The organism is Citrobacter braakii (assembly GCF_009648935.1).
GTDB lineage: Bacteria > Pseudomonadota > Gammaproteobacteria > Enterobacterales > Enterobacteriaceae > Citrobacter > Citrobacter braakii.
Genome location: NZ_CP045771.1, coordinates 3,661,317 through 3,676,572, shown reverse-complemented (window position 1 = coordinate 3,676,572; position 15,256 = coordinate 3,661,317). Strand labels below are relative to the sequence as shown.

Sequence of the window (15,256 nt, the reverse complement as noted above, 5' to 3'; positions counted from 1 at the left end):
AAAAACTGAAAATCCACCTGTTGTTCTGGAGATGCTATGCAAAACACTATCCTCGATACAGACGTGACGACCATCGACGGCGAGGTGACCTCACTGCAGCCGTATGCCGGAAATGTGCTGTTAATCGTCAACGTTGCTTCAAAATGTGGGCTAACGCCGCAATATGAGCAACTGGAGAATCTGCAGAAAGCCTGGCATCAGCAGGGCTTTACCGTTCTTGGGTTCCCCTGCAACCAGTTTCTGGGCCAGGAGCCGGGCAGTGAAGAGGAAATAAAAACGTACTGCAGTACCACCTGGGGCGTTACCTTCCCGATGTTCAGCAAAATTGAGGTCAACGGCGAGGGACGCCATCCGCTGTATCAGAAACTGATTGATGCCGCGCCAACCGCCGTCGCGCCTGCGGATAGTGGATTCTATGAGCGTATGGCGAGTAAAGGTCGGGCGCCGCTCTACCCGGACGATATTCTGTGGAATTTCGAGAAGTTTTTAGTGGGTCGGGATGGTCAGGTACTGCAACGATTTTCACCCGATATGACGCCTGAGGATCCTGTTCTGGTGCAATCCATCAAGATGGCGCTGGCAAACTAATGTCTCGATTGATGCAGCTACAGGACGTAGCAGAATCGACCCGACTTGGCCCGCTTTCTGGTGAGATAAAAGCAGGGGAGATCTTGCATTTAGTGGGACCTAACGGCGCAGGAAAGAGCACGCTGTTGGCGCGAATGGCGGGGCTGACGACCGGCAAGGGCAGCATCACCTTTGGTGATGTGTCATTGGATGAATGGCCGGCAGCAAAGCTGGCGCAATATCGCGCTTATCTTGCGCAGCAGCAAAACCCGCCGTTTGCGATGCCGGTCTGGCATTTTCTGACGCTGCATCAACCCGATAAAACACGCACCGATCTGTTACAAGAAGTCGCCGATGCGCTTGGGCTTGGAGATAAGCTGGGACGCAGCGTGAATCAGCTCTCCGGCGGTGAGTGGCAGCGCGTGCGCCTGGCTGCGGTTATCCTGCAGATTTGCCCACAAGCGAATCCATTCGGCCAGCTTTTGCTGCTGGATGAGCCGATGAACAGCCTGGACGTGGCGCAACAAAATGCGCTGGACCGGATGCTGGGTCAGCTGTGTTTACAGGGCATCGCGATTGTAATGAGCAGCCATGACCTTAATCATACCTTACGTCATGCGCACAAGGCCTGGCTCCTCAAACGCGGGAAGCTGCTAGCCAGTGGTGCTCGTGATACGGTACTAACGCCAGCCAATCTGGCTGCGGCTTATGGCGTGAACTTCCGTCGTTTGGATATTGAAGGCCACAGAATGCTCATATCAACCACTTAAGTTAAATGGGTTCTTGAAAATCATATAATTTCCACGCTAAATTGGCATAAAAATATAATTCAGAGGATTCGTCCTGAATGCGCTTTTGGCTTCTTTTCATCACAGCATTGTTTTTGGCGGGCTGCAGCAGCCATCGTGCTCCTGCGCCAAATGCCCGCTTGTCGGATTCTATCGCCGTTATCGCCGGGCTTAATGACCAGCTACAAACCTGGCATGGCACACCCTATCGTTATGGCGGCATGAGCCGTAGCGGAGTGGATTGTTCTGGATTTGTATTGATGACAATGCGCGATAAATTCGATCTGCAACTCCCGCGTGATACGCGCACGCAATCAAAGATTGGTACCGAAATTGATAAAGATGATTTGCTGCCCGGCGATCTGGTGTTCTTTAAAACCGGGTCTGGGGAAAGCGGTCTGCATGTCGGAATTTACGATACCAATAATCAATTTATTCATGCCTCAACCAGCCGTGGTGTGATGCGCTCATCACTGGACAACGTTTACTGGCGCAAAAACTTTTGGCAGGCGCGACGTATTTAATCCTCATCAGTCACGAGGCTGCCTACGGCTGAGCAGCCTCGACATTTCCATTTGATAGTAACTTCTTATTTCTGCCGCCAGCCGGACAATACCCCTGAACATTAAGAGCGTATCTTGCTAAAAATATGATTTATTCCGAGATATTAAAAAGTGCAAAGCTGGATATTCGCTTATAATCAGGATAAGCTAAAAAAAAGGGATTCGATTTACTGGCTATAAAGGGAAAAATGAAAGGGCCTCTACTTGCATCAGCAATAACGTATTTCTCCATCCTTTGCTACAGGATGCCGGATAACACCTATGCAGAGGGGCTGGCACGATGATTGTTTCAATGGATACTCTTTACCATTCAGAGTTCTCTTTTCTCCCTGCGAGAAACGAAAAAGGCGATCTTGAATACGTAGATATCATTACCAGTTTTGCCAGTGCGCAGGGGGATGTGCGTATACCCACCGAGCTGGTCCTACCTCGGATGTCGGACGAAGAGCAATGTCGCTTATTTACCGAAAAGCTTGAATTAATCGAAACGTGCCAACATTTTTTTATTCAACGAAAGGTTTCTGCCTGGATTAATTTAACGCCGGCAATTGCTAATACTTTATTATCAGATGCTAAATTTGCTTCACAAGTTGAACGATTGTCATTTCTGGAACTGGCTATTAATGAAAACTATCCAGAGTTAAATAATGGAAAAGCGAATCCAACGCTGGCTGCACTGGCGGCGCGATTTCCATTAGTACTGACAAACTATGGTGCTGGCGGCATATCAAACCGGGCAATTTTTGATGGGCTGTTCAAACGCGTCGTGCTCGATAAAAACTTTGTTCAACAAAGGATTACACATATTTCGTTTGAGCCGTTTATGCGGGCTATCCTGGCACAGCTATTTCCCAGCAGTGAGTCAATTATCATTAGCGGTATTGATACACCCGAGATGTTAGCGCGCGTACTGCCTCTGGGATTCAGCGCCATGCAGGGCGCGCTGTGGCCTGCTGTGCCCCCCGCGCAGATAATTTCGCTCGCGAAGATATAACCCTCATATTTGCTGGTGTTTAACAGGCTTTTAACAGTCTACACTAGAGACAGGAGGCCCTATGACCCTGTCTTTTACCACCCGCTGGCGTGATGAATTACCAGCAACCTATACAGCACTTTCACCCACTCCCCTGAAAAACGCGCGCCTGATCTGGCATAACGATGCGCTGGCGGAGCAATTAGCTATTCCAGAGACACTATTTGATATTCCAACCGGAGCCGGTGTTTGGGGCGGTGAATCGTTGCTTCCCGGGATGTCGCCTTTAGCGCAAGTTTATAGCGGACATCAATTTGGCGTCTGGGCGGGCCAGCTTGGCGATGGACGCGGGATCCTGTTGGGCGAACAACAGCTCGCTGACGGCTCAACGTGTGACTGGCACCTGAAAGGCGCCGGACTTACGCCTTATTCCCGTATGGGGGATGGTCGCGCCGTACTGCGCTCGACAATTCGCGAAAGCCTGGCCAGCGAAGCGATGCATTACCTGGGAATACCGACCACGCGGGCATTGTCGATTGTTACCAGCGACACGCCGGTGTATCGCGAAACGGTAGAATCAGGGGCGATGCTCATTCGCGTGGCGCAAAGCCATATGCGCTTTGGCCATTTTGAGCATTTTTACTATCGCCGCGAGCCGGAAAAAGTGCGCCAGTTGGCTGACTTTGCGATTCGCTATTATTGGCCGCAATGGCAGGAAGAAGCCGATAAGTATCAGCTGTGGTTTAACGATGTTGTCACGCGTACTGCGACGTTAATCGCGGACTGGCAGGCGGTGGGATTTGCGCATGGTGTCATGAACACCGACAACATGTCGATTCTGGGACTGACGATGGATTACGGTCCATTCGGTTTCCTTGATGACTACGTGCCCGATTTTATCTGCAACCACTCAGACAATCAGGGGCGATACAGTTTCGATAATCAACCGGCCGCGGCGCTTTGGAACCTGCAACGTCTGGCGCAAACTCTGTCGCCATTTATCCCGGTCGAGGCGCTTAATGATGCGCTGGACAGTTATCAACTGGCGCTGTTAACACGCTACGGTCAGCGGATGCGACAAAAGCTTGGCTTCTTTAGCGAGCAAAAAAACGATAACGAACTGCTTAGTGAACTGTTTAACCTGATGGTGCGGGAAAGAAGCGACTATACGCGAACGTTTCGCATGCTCAGTCAGACGGAACAACACCGCGCGCAATCCCCGCTGCGCGATGAGTTTATCGACCGCGCAGCGTTTGATGACTGGTTCACACGGTATCGCTCACGCCTGCAGCAAGACAACATTGCCGACGCAGTCAGACAAACGCAGATGAAGGCGGCTAATCCGGCGATGGTATTACGTAACTGGTTGGCGCAACGGGCGATTAATCAGGCAGAGCAGGGGGATTACGCCGAGCTGCATCGGTTACACGAAGCGTTGCGTACCCCATTTGTCGATCGTGATGATGACTATGTCAGCCGTCCACCTGACTGGGGCAAACGGCTGGAAGTGAGCTGTTCAAGCTAAGGGGCCAGAAACACCTGCGGGGATCCGTTGGCCGGATGCTGGCCAACGTGTACCTGCGCGCCATACCAGCGCTTCAGGTCATCGGCCTGTAACACGGCTTCAGGCGTTCCCTGCGACACCAGCCTGCCGTTGTGCAGCAACACTATTCTGTCTGCCCACAGTGCGGCGAGATTCAGATCGTGAAGCACAATGCACACATGCAGCTCTTGTGAAGCGGTAAGCGTCTTCAGCAAGCGCAACAGATGCTGCTGGTGGTAAAGATCCAGCGCAGAGGTCGGCTCATCAAGGAATAACCAGCCGCGAGGCGCGCCGTCGCACCAAAGTTGCGCCAATGCACGGGCTAACTGTACTCGCTGTTGCTCGCCGCCGGAAAGCGCGGCGTATTGCCGGCCCGCCAGCGGTATACATCCGGTCATTTCCATCACCTGAGCGATAAGTCGAGGTTCCGACCGCGAGGTCCAGGGCGCACGTCCCATCGCGATGACGGCCTCTACCGGCCAGTCAAATCCCAGTTGTGTTTGCTGGCGCATCACCGCCCGATGCCGCGACAGTGTTTGGGTATGCCATTCATCCAGCGGTTTACCCGCCAGCACGCAGCGCCCTTTAGCCGGTTTCAGAAAACCGGTCAGTAGGCGCAGCAGGGTGGATTTCCCCGCACCATTTGGGCCGATGAGCGCCACCAGTTCACCTTTTTCGAGAGCAAGAGAGACGTCGTCAATCACCGCTCTGCCCGCGACGCGATAGTGAAGCCCTTCAGCGATGAAATGTTCAGCCATGCGGTCCTCGTTGACGAAAAATAAGCCATAAAAACCACGGTGCGCCCAGAAGACTGGTTAGCAAACCGACCGGCATTTCCGCAGGCGCAACCGCCGTACGGGCCAGCGTGTCGGCTATCAGCAATAAAAATGCGCCCGCCAGCACGGAACCTGGGATAACGGCCCGATGGTCTGAGCCGAGCCACATGCGCATCAGATGCGGGATAACCAGCCCGATGAAGCCTATTACGCCGCTTACCGCCACGGCTGCGGCAACCAGCAATGCGCTACAAAGTAGCAAAACACGCTGAACGGTACGCACATCTACGCCGAGGTAATGCGCCTCTTCCTCACCTAACTGCAGCAGGTTCAGCGCCGGTGCCAGACGCCAGATGATCAGCACCGTCGGGACAGTCAATGAAGTGACAGCCAGCAGCGTGGACCATTGCGCGGCCCCCAGACTGCCCATCCCCCATAGCGACAGCTGGCGCAGTTGCGCGTCATTACTGACCCACGACAGAACGCCAACCGCCGCCCCGCACAGCGCGTTGATGGCAATACCGACCAACAGCAGACGTGAGAGTGAAGCGTCGCGCTGTTGGCTAAGGATAAAAATAACCACCGTTGCCGCCAGCGCACCGAGAAAAGCGGCCAGCATGGGGGCGTACAGCATCAACAGCGCGGGCAAAGAGACCGGCAGCACTACCCACAGGGCGACGGCGCAGGCGGCACCGCTGCTTATCCCCAGTAATCCCGGATCGGCAAGCGGATTGCGAAACAGGCCCTGCATCACGCAGCCCGCGAGCGCCAGAGAACCGCCAATCACCAGCGCCAGCAGGACGCGGGGCAGGCGAATGGTGAGCCAGATTTGACGCAGTGCCTCATCGCCATCACGCCACAGCAAACTTACCGGCAGGCGCAACGCGCCAAAACCGGTAGCCATAATTGTCATCACGACCAACATGAGTGCGAGTGTCCACAAAGAACAACGGATACGTCGCGACATCAGGGCAATTGCTCAGCTTTAGCGCGAAGCTGCAAAATGGCCTGCGGGGTGCGTACGCTAAAGCCGAGCAGCGCCATATCGTCAACCTGCAATACCTGTTTATTTCGTCCGGCAGGCGTCTGCGCCAGGCCCGGCAGCGCCCACAGGTTATCTTCGCCACCCATCGCCTTAACGCCGTCCTGTGAAATCACCACCAGATCGGGCTGGCTGGCAATGACACCTTCCTGCGACAGCGGCTGATAGCGGTTAACACCCTGCATTGCGTTGCGCAAACCGGCGGCACGAATAGCCGCATCGGCTGCGGTTTGCTGGCCCGCTGCCATCGCGGTCATCCCGCCATGATTGAGAATAAACAACACTCGTTTGTTAAGTTCAGATGACGGCAACGCCGCCAGTTCCTGACGTAAGCGGGTGCGCAGCGTTTCGCCATCGGCCTCCCTATGGGTGGCTTCGGCGATGACGCGAATTTTTTCATCAATCACATTAAGCGCGTTGCTTGCCGGGATCGTCACAACCCTGACGTTGCTCTGTTCGAGCTGTTTTAGCGCCAGAGAGGGCTGCGCCTGCGCGCTGGCAAGGACCAGCGTAGGGCGGGTGGCAAGGATCCCTTCGGCGTTGAGTTGGCGCAAATAACCGACATCAGGTAGGGCGTTTGCTGCTTCAGGCCACTGGCTGGTGCTGTCTCGCGCCACAAGGGAAGACTGTGCTCCCAGTGCGTATACAATCTCGGTGACATCGCCACCGAGAGCAACAACCCGTTCCCTGGACGCAGCCATCGCGACGATGGGCAGTAGCGCAATCAGGACCAGCAGTTTTTTCATGCGGCCAGCCCTTTCGGCGTCAGTGCGTCAATTTGCGCGCGCCATTGCGTCTGCTCCGGTTCGCCTTCCGTTCGTTGACCATACAACTGGGCGATTTGCGTGCCGTCGGCAGCAAACAGTTCCAGGCTGGTAACGTGGCCATCGGCGGTCGGTTTGCGCGTCACCCATGTTTCTGCCACGCTCTCTTCCAGCAGGTGTAAGGTAAATGTCGGGTTGAATATATTCAGCCAGCCTTTCATCGGCACCAGTTTTTCTATCACACCGGTGAAAATCTGTACGCAGCCACGATTACCCACAAAGACCATAATTTCATTGCCATCCTGGCGCGCGGTGTCGAGTAACTGCGCCAATGCGCTATTTGCGACTTTACAGGCCAGATCGTCGCCCACCAGGTTAAACGCCTGTTGGCGGGTGAGGTCGTGGCGTTTCAGCAGACCGAAGAACTGGTGTACATCGGTCATGGCTCGCCACTCTTGATCAACGGTCTGCGCATCGACCGTGACGGTGGCTGGAGCAGAAGGGGGGGCGGATTGCAGCGCCAGAGGCGGGTTTTCAGCGAAGATGAAACGGGTCAGCAACGCAGCCCATTCCTCAATGAGGGTATTCTGTGTGGCATAGACCTTCAGTAGCGCATCCCCCTGATGGTCAAAGAACTGAATGCTCTGACGCTCGCCGTGGGCGGTTGTTTCGCTGATATGGAACACGCTTGCCCACTGATTGAGGAACAGGCGCAGGTCGAGAGCGCGCGGATTGAGTACCAGTCCGGCATGACCGTTCAGGTGCTGATTGGTAAACGCACCAACCTGCTCATGCACCGCATATTCGTTGCGGCATATACATTTGGTTTCGCCGACGGCTTCCAGTGCGCCGAGGATTTCACGCACTTCGCCCCGTAAGCGCCAGGCGTCATGACCGACGCGCGCGAAGGTCAGTTCGGCTTCGCTAATATTCATCAATCCCGCAATATCACGTGCGTATTTGCGAGGATTTTCTTTCTTCAGTTCCAGCCAGCGTGTGTAATGATTCATTGTCTCTTCCTTCCAGATTGCTGCCCCGGCGAACCGGGGAAAAGTGATTACCACTGATAACTCACGAAAATTTTTCCATTACGACCATCCTGCGGAATGCCCTGCGGCGACCAGTACTCTTTGTCGAAGGCGTTGCCCAGTACCAGCGTGGTGGTCATGCCTTTCAGCGCTTGTTGGCCCTGATAGCTCACGTAGAAATCGTTTACCGCATAACCCGGCTGTTTCGTGTAGCTGCTGCTGATATGCGTTGAACGGTCAGCAAAGGTACCTATCCAGCCAACGGAGAAACCGCTGTGCGCAACCGGCACGTTCAGTTTGCTGGTGACGGTATCCGGGTTAATGCTGGAAATGTATTCGCCGGTGTCTGTATCTTTGCCGCGCGTACGGTTATAGGCCATGTCGAGGCTGAACAGATCGGCGGAATATTTCGCCATCACGTCCCAGCCCCAGATTTTGGCGTTGGGGACGTTATAGGACATGGTTGTCGCGGCGGCAAAGTCGACGCTGGTGGAGATGTAATCTTTCGCTTTGGTGTCGAAATAGCTGGCTTTAAATTCGAGCGCATCGCTCGCCATCAACAGATCGTCAAAGCGCAGGCCAAATCCGTATTCCTGGGTTTCGTTGGTTTCAGGGCGTAGGTTAGGGTTCGGCACCCAGTAGTTGGTGTAAAAACGGCCAATCGAGAAGTGTTTCGCATCGTTATACATCTCGCCCATGGTCGGCGCACGGAAGGCCTGAGCGTATGAACCGAACAGCATCAGCCAGTCGGTTGGCGCAACGGTGAGCCCGGCGCGGGACGACCATTTATCGGCATCGACATCTTCATAGCCGTCGCTGCTGCCGCGATAAGAGTCATAACGGGTACCGCCCAGCAGCGTAACCGGCAGGTCGCGCAGGGTGATTTCATCTTGTAACCAACCGGAGCTGAAATCGATTTTTGCCTCCGGGAAACCGGTGGTTGCGCCGCCTGGCTGTTGTTCCTGACGATAGTATTCCCCGCCGTAGGTCAGCAAATGAGATGCAAAAGAGTCGGTAAACAGGCGGCTGCGGTTGTCGATTTTGCCGCCTTTGGTGGTTTGTTTGCGAAACTCGCCGGTGTTATCCGTGTTTTGCGCATTAATGCGTGCTTCGGACCAGTAGACGCGGGCATCCGCGTTCAACCAGTCATTGTCGGCTGGAGCAATCGAGTAGGTCAGTTGCGCGTCGCGCTGGATGGTTGAGCGATCGGTCATCGGGTTGCTGGTGGCATCCGCCGCGCTGGTTTGCGGGTTTTTAGGCTCACGGGCGTCATTGTTGTAGTAACGCAGCGAGCCGGCCAGCGTCTGGGCGCTGTCAATTTTCCAGCTGCCTTTCGCCAGCATATTGTTAATCGCTTCGTCGTTTGGTGCCGTAGTACCGTTGCTCTGGCGCAAATCACCGCGATCGCGACTGGACCAGGCAAGCAGTCCGTCCAGCGTATCGCTGCGACCAAACGCGCTGGCGCCCATACCGAGGCTGTGATCGCCAGTTGCCGCGGTACCGAACACGCGATAACCGCTGTTTTGTCCGGCTTCCAGCAGATCTTTGGCATCCGCAGTGTCATAGGCGATCACTCCACCTAACGCGCCGCTACCGTACAGCAGTGCAGAAGGGCCACGGACGACCTCGATGCGTTTGATCAGCGCCGGATCGAGGAAGGTACTGTTCAGGTGTCCGGTGTCGGTTCCCTGACGAACGCCATCAACCAGCACCAGAACGCCACGTCGATCGTAGCCGCGCAGATTCACGTCCTGGCCGTTAGTGCGACCGGTGCCGTCAAGGGTCAGGCCCGGAACCGTACGCAACAGGTCGGCTGCTGAGCTGGCGGTCTGGTTTTCCGGCGCGGTGGCATCAATCACGCTGACCATCATCGGCGCTTCAAAAGCACTACGGGCATTGCCGGTAGCGGTGACGGTCATATCTTCTACCGCCGCATACGCGACGGCGGGCAGGTTACTGATAATCGCCAGCGCCAAGAGCGAAGGGCGCAGGGATGCAGTGTGCAGGTGTGGCATAGCAACTCTCCATTAGGAAATCGAAAAGCGCTGGCTGCCTGGGTACTACCTGGGTGGCTGGCGAAAAGTGGTGTTTATTTGGTCAGAATGAGTTTTCCGGCTTGTGTCTGGCGCAGCAGATAGAGCTGACCATCGTGTTCTATGATCACGCGCCCCTCTTTGCCCAGCAGACTTTTACTGTCAATTCGGCGCTCGTTTGGCGCGACGGCAGGCGGTGTTTTTTCTTTTGCGGGCGTTGTTGTGTTATCCATACGTGAATAGTGTTTAAAAATAACAATCAATTTAACAATGATAATCATTATCATCAAACTGCAAAATTGCGGCAAGCCTTTTTGTGAAATAATTGTGACGAGAATAGATTTTGTACAATAAGGAGGGGGGAAACAAAGGATTAGCACCGGGCAACGTGATGTTACCCGGCGAACAGCATTAAAAACGGCTATCAACCGCAGAGGCGAGTTTTTCAACCAGCAGTTCAGTATCTTCCCAGTTCAGGCACGGGTCGGTAATGGACTGGCCGTAAACCAGCGGCTGGCCGCTAACGATTTTTTGCGTACCTTCACGCAGGAAACTCTCCGCCATAATCCCGGCAATCGCCGTCGAACCATTGCGAATTTGCTGGCACACATCATCACAAACGTCCAACTGACGACGATGCTGCTTCTGGCAATTGCCATGGCTAAAATCGACCACCAGATGTTCAGGCAGGGAAAATTCGTGCAGGGTATCGCAGGCGGCGGCAATATCTTCAGCATAATAATTCGGCTTTTTACCGCCGCGCATGATGATATGCCCGTAAGGATTACCGCTGGTCTGATAAATGGTCATCTGGCCGGTTTTATCCGGAGAGAGGAACATATGGCTGGCACGGGAGGCGCGAATCGCATCGACGGCAATACGCGTATTGCCATCCGTACCGTTTTTAAAGCCGACCGGGCAGGAAAGCGCAGAGGCCATTTCACGGTGGATCTGGCTTTCGGTGGTGCGTGCGCCAATGGCTCCCCAACTGATTAAATCGGCAATAAACTGACCGGTCACCATGTCGAGGAATTCTGTTGCCGTGGGTACGCCCAGTTCATTGACCTGCAACAGCAGTTTGCGCGCCAGTTCAATGCCGTGATTCACGCGGTAGCTGCCGTTTAAATCCGGGTCGGAAATTAAGCCTTTCCAGCCCACTACGGTGCGCGGTTTTTCAAAATAAGTGCGCATCACGATTTCCAGACGCGCCTGATGTTTTTCGCGCAGCGCCTGTAAACGCGTCGCGTATTCCATGGCGGCATCAAGATCGTGAATCGAGCAGGGACCTACGATCACCAGTAAACGAGCGTCTTCACCATTTAATATTTTTTCTATCCGGCGTCGGGAGTCCGTAACATGACGGGCGACGGAGGACGAAACAGGATGCCGTTGCGCAAGCTCTGCTGGAGTGACCAGGTTGTCAATACGCGCAGTACGGAGTTCATCGGTTCTGTTCATTACTTGTCTCAGAAATTTGTTGCTTCAACGGCAGGACTACCGGGAAGTGATGTATATCACAATATCATACTCATCCTGCCTGGTGGCGAGCATAATAACAAAAAATCGAACCAATGCACTAGCACTCTAGTACATGCGGCGATTCAGCCCCATGATGTCGAGGATCTTGGTAGCAATCTCTTCTACCGAATAATTGGTACTGTTCAGCCATGGGATCTGGTTTTTCCGGTATAGCGCTTCCACCTCAGCAACCTCCATCCGGCACTGGCGCATCGAGGCGTAACGGCTGTTTTCCCGGCGCTCTTCGCGGATGGCCGCCAGGCGCTCAGGGTCAATGGTCAGGCCGAACAATTTATGCTGTAACGGCTTCAGGGACGCTGGCAGCACCAGATTATCCATATCATCGGCAATAAAGGGGTAGTTGGCCGCGCGAATGCCAAACTGCATGGCCAGATACAAACTGGTCGGGGTTTTACCGCAACGGGAAACGCCAAGCAGGATCACCTGCGCCTGATCGAGGTTGCGCAACGAAATGCCGTCGTCATGGGCGAGGGTATAATCAATGGCGGCAATGCGCGCGTCGTACTTGTTAAGGTTGCCGGGGTTCAGGCCGTGGGTACGATGGGCGATCGGCGTAGGATCGAGCTTCATCTCTTGCTGCAGTGGGGCAACCAACGCCTGCACGATATCCTGACAAAATCCTTCGCTTTGCAAAATGATCGAGCGAATTTCCGGCAAAACGATAGAGTAAAACACCAAAGGGCGCACGCCAGTTTGTTGATAGATCGCGTCAATCTGGTCTTTAACCGCTCGCGCACGACTCTCATTTTCCACAAACGGCAGCGTAATGCTGCTGATCGTAACCGGAAATTGCGACATTACCGCGTGGCCCAATACCTCGGCGGTGATGGCCGTACCATCAGAAATATAAAATACGTGACGATCAACAGCATTATCCATTTTGCTCATCCTGGGGCTGACATAATTCTCTGAAAGCATAAATTAAAATTCGCCAGAAGCGAATATTGCTGCATCTATTTTGTAAAATGAAACGGTATTTTTATATTTACTGAAAAGTGCATTTCATTTTTCGGAACAAATGTTTATACCGGTAGTTTTTGTGGTGATCCCCTGTGGCTCGCGGGTTTGCGCAAATGCGGAAACAATCTGAAAAAATAAAAAATAAAGTTGCTTGAACGATTCACCGTTTTTTTCGCTGAAGTAAATATGCAAAGATAATTACGCAAAATTGAGTTTCCTAACCTCGTTCATATATAAGGATTGTTCGATGTCCAACAATGGCTCGTCACCGCTGGTGCTTTGGTATAACCAACTCGGCATGAATGATGTAGACAGAGTTGGGGGCAAAAATGCCTCCCTGGGTGAAATGATTACTAACCTTTCCGGTATGGGTGTTTCCGTACCGAATGGTTTTGCAACGACCGCCGATGCGTTTAACCAGTTTCTGGACCAGAGCGGTGTAAACCAGCGCATTTATGAGCTGCTGGATAAAACGGATATTGACGATGTCACCGAGCTTGCGAAAGCCGGCGCACAGATCCGCCAGTGGATTATCGACACTCCTTTCCAGCCGGAGCTGGAAAATGCCGTCCGCGATGCCTACGCGCAGCTGTCAGCAGACGATGCCCATGCCTCTTTTGCCGTGCGCTCTTCCGCCACCGCAGAAGATATGCCAGATGCGTCATTTGCCGGTCAGCAGGAAACCTTCCTCAACGTCCAGGGATTTGATGCCGTACTGGTTGCTATCAAACACGTCTTTGCCTCGCTGTTTAACGACCGTGCAATCTCTTATCGCGTTCACCAGGGTTATGACCATCGTGGCGTGGCGCTCTCTGCTGGCGTTCAGCGGATGGTGCGCTCAGACCTCGCGTCTTCCGGCGTAATGTTCTCCATCGATACCGAATCCGGTTTCGATCAGGTGGTGTTCATCACTTCCGCATGGGGTCTCGGCGAGATGGTCGTGCAGGGTGCCGTTAACCCGGATGAGTTCTACGTGCACAAACCGACTCTGGCGGCAAACCGTCCGGCGATCGTCCGTCGCACAATGGGTTCGAAAAAAATCCGTATGGTCTACGCGCCAACCCAGGAACATGGCAAGCAGGTGACGATTGAAGATGTACCGCAGGAGCAGCGCGACATTTTCTCCCTGACCAACGAAGAAGTGCAGGAGCTGGCGAAGCAGGCGGTACAGATCGAGAAGCACTACGGTCGTCCGATGGACATCGAATGGGCGAAAGACGGTCATACCGGCAAGCTGTTCATTGTGCAGGCGCGTCCGGAAACCGTGCGCTCGCGCGGCCAGGTGATGGAGCGTTATACGCTGCATGCTCAGGGTAAAATTATTGCTGAAGGTCGTGCTATCGGTCACCGCATTGGCGCGGGTCCGGTCAAAGTCATTCAGGACATCAGCGAAATGAACCGTATCGAACCTGGCGACGTCCTGGTTACCGACATGACCGACCCGGACTGGGAACCGATCATGAAGAAAGCGGCGGCGATTGTCACCAACCGTGGCGGTCGTACCTGCCACGCGGCGATCATTGCCCGTGAACTGGGGATCCCGGCCGTGGTTGGCTGTGGTGATGCCACCGAGCGTATGAAGGACGGTGAGAAAGTCACTGTCTCCTGTGCCGAGGGCGATACCGGTTATGTTTATGCTGAGATGCTCGACTTCAGCGTGAAGAGTTCCAGCGTGGAAACCATGCCGGATCTGCCGTTGAAGGTGATGATGAACGTGGGTAACCCGGACCGGGCTTTCGACTTCGCCTGTCTGCCAAACGAAGGTGTCGGCCTGGCGCGTCTGGAATTTATCATCAACCGCATGATTGGCGTACACCCGCGTGCGTTGCTGGAGTTCGATGACCAGACGCCTGAGCTGCAAAACGAAATCCGCGGCATGATGAAAGGTTTTGATTCCCCGCGTGAATTCTACGTTGGTCGTCTGACGGAAGGGATCGCTACGCTGGGTGCGGCGTTCTATCCAAAACGCGTTATCGTGCGTATGTCAGACTTTAAGTCCAACGAATATGCCAACCTCGTCGGCGGTGAGCGTTATGAGCCGCATGAAGAGAACCCGATGCTGGGCTTCCGCGGGGCGGGCCGTTACATTGCTGATAGCTTCCGCGACTGTTTCGCGCTGGAATGTGACGCAGTGAAACGTGTCCGTAACGATATGGGCCTGACTAACGTAGAAGTGATGGTACCGTTTGTACGTACCGTTGCCCAGGCGAAAGCGGTAGTGGAAGAGCTGGCGCGTCAGGGGCTGAAACGCGGTGAGAACGGACTGAAGATCATCATGATGTGTGAGATCCCGTCCAACGCTTTGCTGGCCGAACAGTTCCTTGAGTACTTTGACGGCTTCTCCATCGGTTCAAACGACATGACGCAGCTGGCGCTGGGACTGGACCGTGACTCTGGTGTGGTTTCTGAACTGTTTGACGAGCGTAACGACGCGGTGAAAGCGCTGCTGTCGATGGCGATTCGTGCAGCCAAGAAGCAGGGCAAATACGTGGGTATTTGCGGTCAGGGTCCATCCGATCACGAAGACTTCGCCGCCTGGCTGATGGAAGAGGGGATCGACAGTCTGTCGCTGAACCCGGACACGGTCGTGCAGACCTGGCTGAGCCTGGCTGAACTGAAGAAGTAACATCATGCCGGATGGTGGTGTAAATGCCTTATCCGGCCTACGGTTAGTATGCAA

At 54.1% G+C, this 15,256-nt stretch carries 14 protein-coding genes; 6 read left to right on the top strand and 8 right to left on the bottom strand.

Annotated elements, in window-relative coordinates:
- Window positions 1-36 precede the first annotated feature (36 nt).
- The 5 genes from GFC06_RS17190 (at window position 37) to selO (ending at window position 4,416) form a co-directional block, all read left to right on the top strand.
- Window positions 37-588 (top strand): glutathione peroxidase, encoded by a 552-nt coding sequence (locus GFC06_RS17190; RefSeq protein WP_047500296.1) that lies wholly within the window; start codon window positions 37-39, stop codon window positions 586-588.
- A complete protein-coding gene (gene btuD / locus GFC06_RS17185) occupies window positions 588-1,337 on the top strand; it encodes a vitamin B12 ABC transporter ATP-binding protein BtuD (protein ID WP_049281902.1) in 750 nt (249 codons plus the stop codon). Before GFC06_RS17190 ends, btuD begins: the two co-directional genes overlap by 1 nt.
- A gap of 77 nt (window positions 1,338-1,414) precedes the next feature.
- On the top strand, window positions 1,415-1,879 hold the full coding sequence (locus tag GFC06_RS17180; protein ID WP_003832591.1) for an NlpC/P60 family protein: 465 nt from the start codon (window positions 1,415-1,417) through the stop codon (window positions 1,877-1,879).
- Window positions 1,880-2,198: 319 nt separating this feature from the next.
- Window positions 2,199-2,912, top strand: a complete 714-nt coding sequence (locus GFC06_RS17175) for an EAL domain-containing protein (protein ID WP_019076659.1) — start codon at window positions 2,199-2,201, stop codon at window positions 2,910-2,912.
- Between the two features lie 61 nt (window positions 2,913-2,973).
- A complete protein-coding gene (gene selO, locus GFC06_RS17170) occupies window positions 2,974-4,416 on the top strand; it encodes a protein adenylyltransferase SelO (RefSeq protein WP_153690427.1) in 1,443 nt (480 codons plus the stop codon).
- Here the strand turns inward: selO and GFC06_RS17165 are convergent.
- The 8 genes from GFC06_RS17165 to ppsR all read right to left on the bottom strand — a co-directional run bounded on the left by GFC06_RS17165 (window position 4,413) and on the right by ppsR (window position 12,495).
- Window positions 4,413-5,192: a heme ABC transporter ATP-binding protein gene (locus GFC06_RS17165; protein WP_153690426.1), complete on the bottom strand. Its 780-nt coding sequence runs from the start codon at window positions 5,190-5,192 to the stop codon at window positions 4,413-4,415. The two genes, selO and GFC06_RS17165, sit on opposite strands and share 4 nt — an antisense overlap.
- Complete coding sequence (locus GFC06_RS17160; protein ID WP_032947022.1) at window positions 5,185-6,177, bottom strand: FecCD family ABC transporter permease; 993 nt, start codon at window positions 6,175-6,177, stop codon at window positions 5,185-5,187. The genes GFC06_RS17165 and GFC06_RS17160 overlap by 8 nt, the downstream gene beginning before the upstream one ends.
- The gene (locus GFC06_RS17155; protein ID WP_101700822.1) at window positions 6,177-6,998 is read right to left on the bottom strand and encodes a heme/hemin ABC transporter substrate-binding protein; all 822 of its coding nucleotides are present in this window, start codon (window positions 6,996-6,998) and stop codon (window positions 6,177-6,179) included. Before GFC06_RS17155 ends, GFC06_RS17160 begins: the two co-directional genes overlap by 1 nt.
- Window positions 6,995-8,026: a hematinate-forming heme oxygenase ChuS gene (gene chuS, locus GFC06_RS17150; protein ID WP_153690425.1), complete on the bottom strand. Its 1,032-nt coding sequence runs from the start codon at window positions 8,024-8,026 to the stop codon at window positions 6,995-6,997. The genes GFC06_RS17155 and chuS overlap by 4 nt, the downstream gene beginning before the upstream one ends.
- Before the next feature lie 47 nt (window positions 8,027-8,073).
- Window positions 8,074-10,059 carry a TonB-dependent hemoglobin/transferrin/lactoferrin family receptor gene (locus tag GFC06_RS17145; RefSeq protein WP_047500312.1) on the bottom strand — a complete coding sequence of 662 codons (1,986 nt, stop codon included), beginning with the start codon at window positions 10,057-10,059 and terminating at the stop codon, window positions 8,074-8,076.
- 74 nt (window positions 10,060-10,133) lie between these two features.
- A complete protein-coding gene (hemP, locus tag GFC06_RS17140) occupies window positions 10,134-10,364 on the bottom strand; it encodes a hemin uptake protein HemP (RefSeq protein ID WP_072034386.1) in 231 nt (76 codons plus the stop codon).
- Between the two features lie 124 nt (window positions 10,365-10,488).
- A complete protein-coding gene (gene aroH / locus GFC06_RS17135; RefSeq protein ID WP_016152883.1) occupies window positions 10,489-11,535 on the bottom strand; it encodes a 3-deoxy-7-phosphoheptulonate synthase AroH in 1,047 nt (348 codons plus the stop codon).
- A 126-nt stretch (window positions 11,536-11,661) separates the two neighbouring features.
- Entirely contained in the window at window positions 11,662-12,495 is an 834-nt protein-coding gene (gene ppsR / locus GFC06_RS17130; RefSeq protein ID WP_016152884.1) for a posphoenolpyruvate synthetase regulatory kinase/phosphorylase PpsR, read from the bottom strand.
- Between the two features lie 328 nt (window positions 12,496-12,823).
- Here ppsR and ppsA point away from each other — a divergent pair, with 328 nt between their 5' ends.
- Complete coding sequence (gene ppsA / locus GFC06_RS17125; RefSeq protein WP_019076667.1) at window positions 12,824-15,202, top strand: phosphoenolpyruvate synthase; 2,379 nt, start codon at window positions 12,824-12,826, stop codon at window positions 15,200-15,202.
- The last annotated feature ends 54 nt before the right edge of the window (window positions 15,203-15,256 follow it).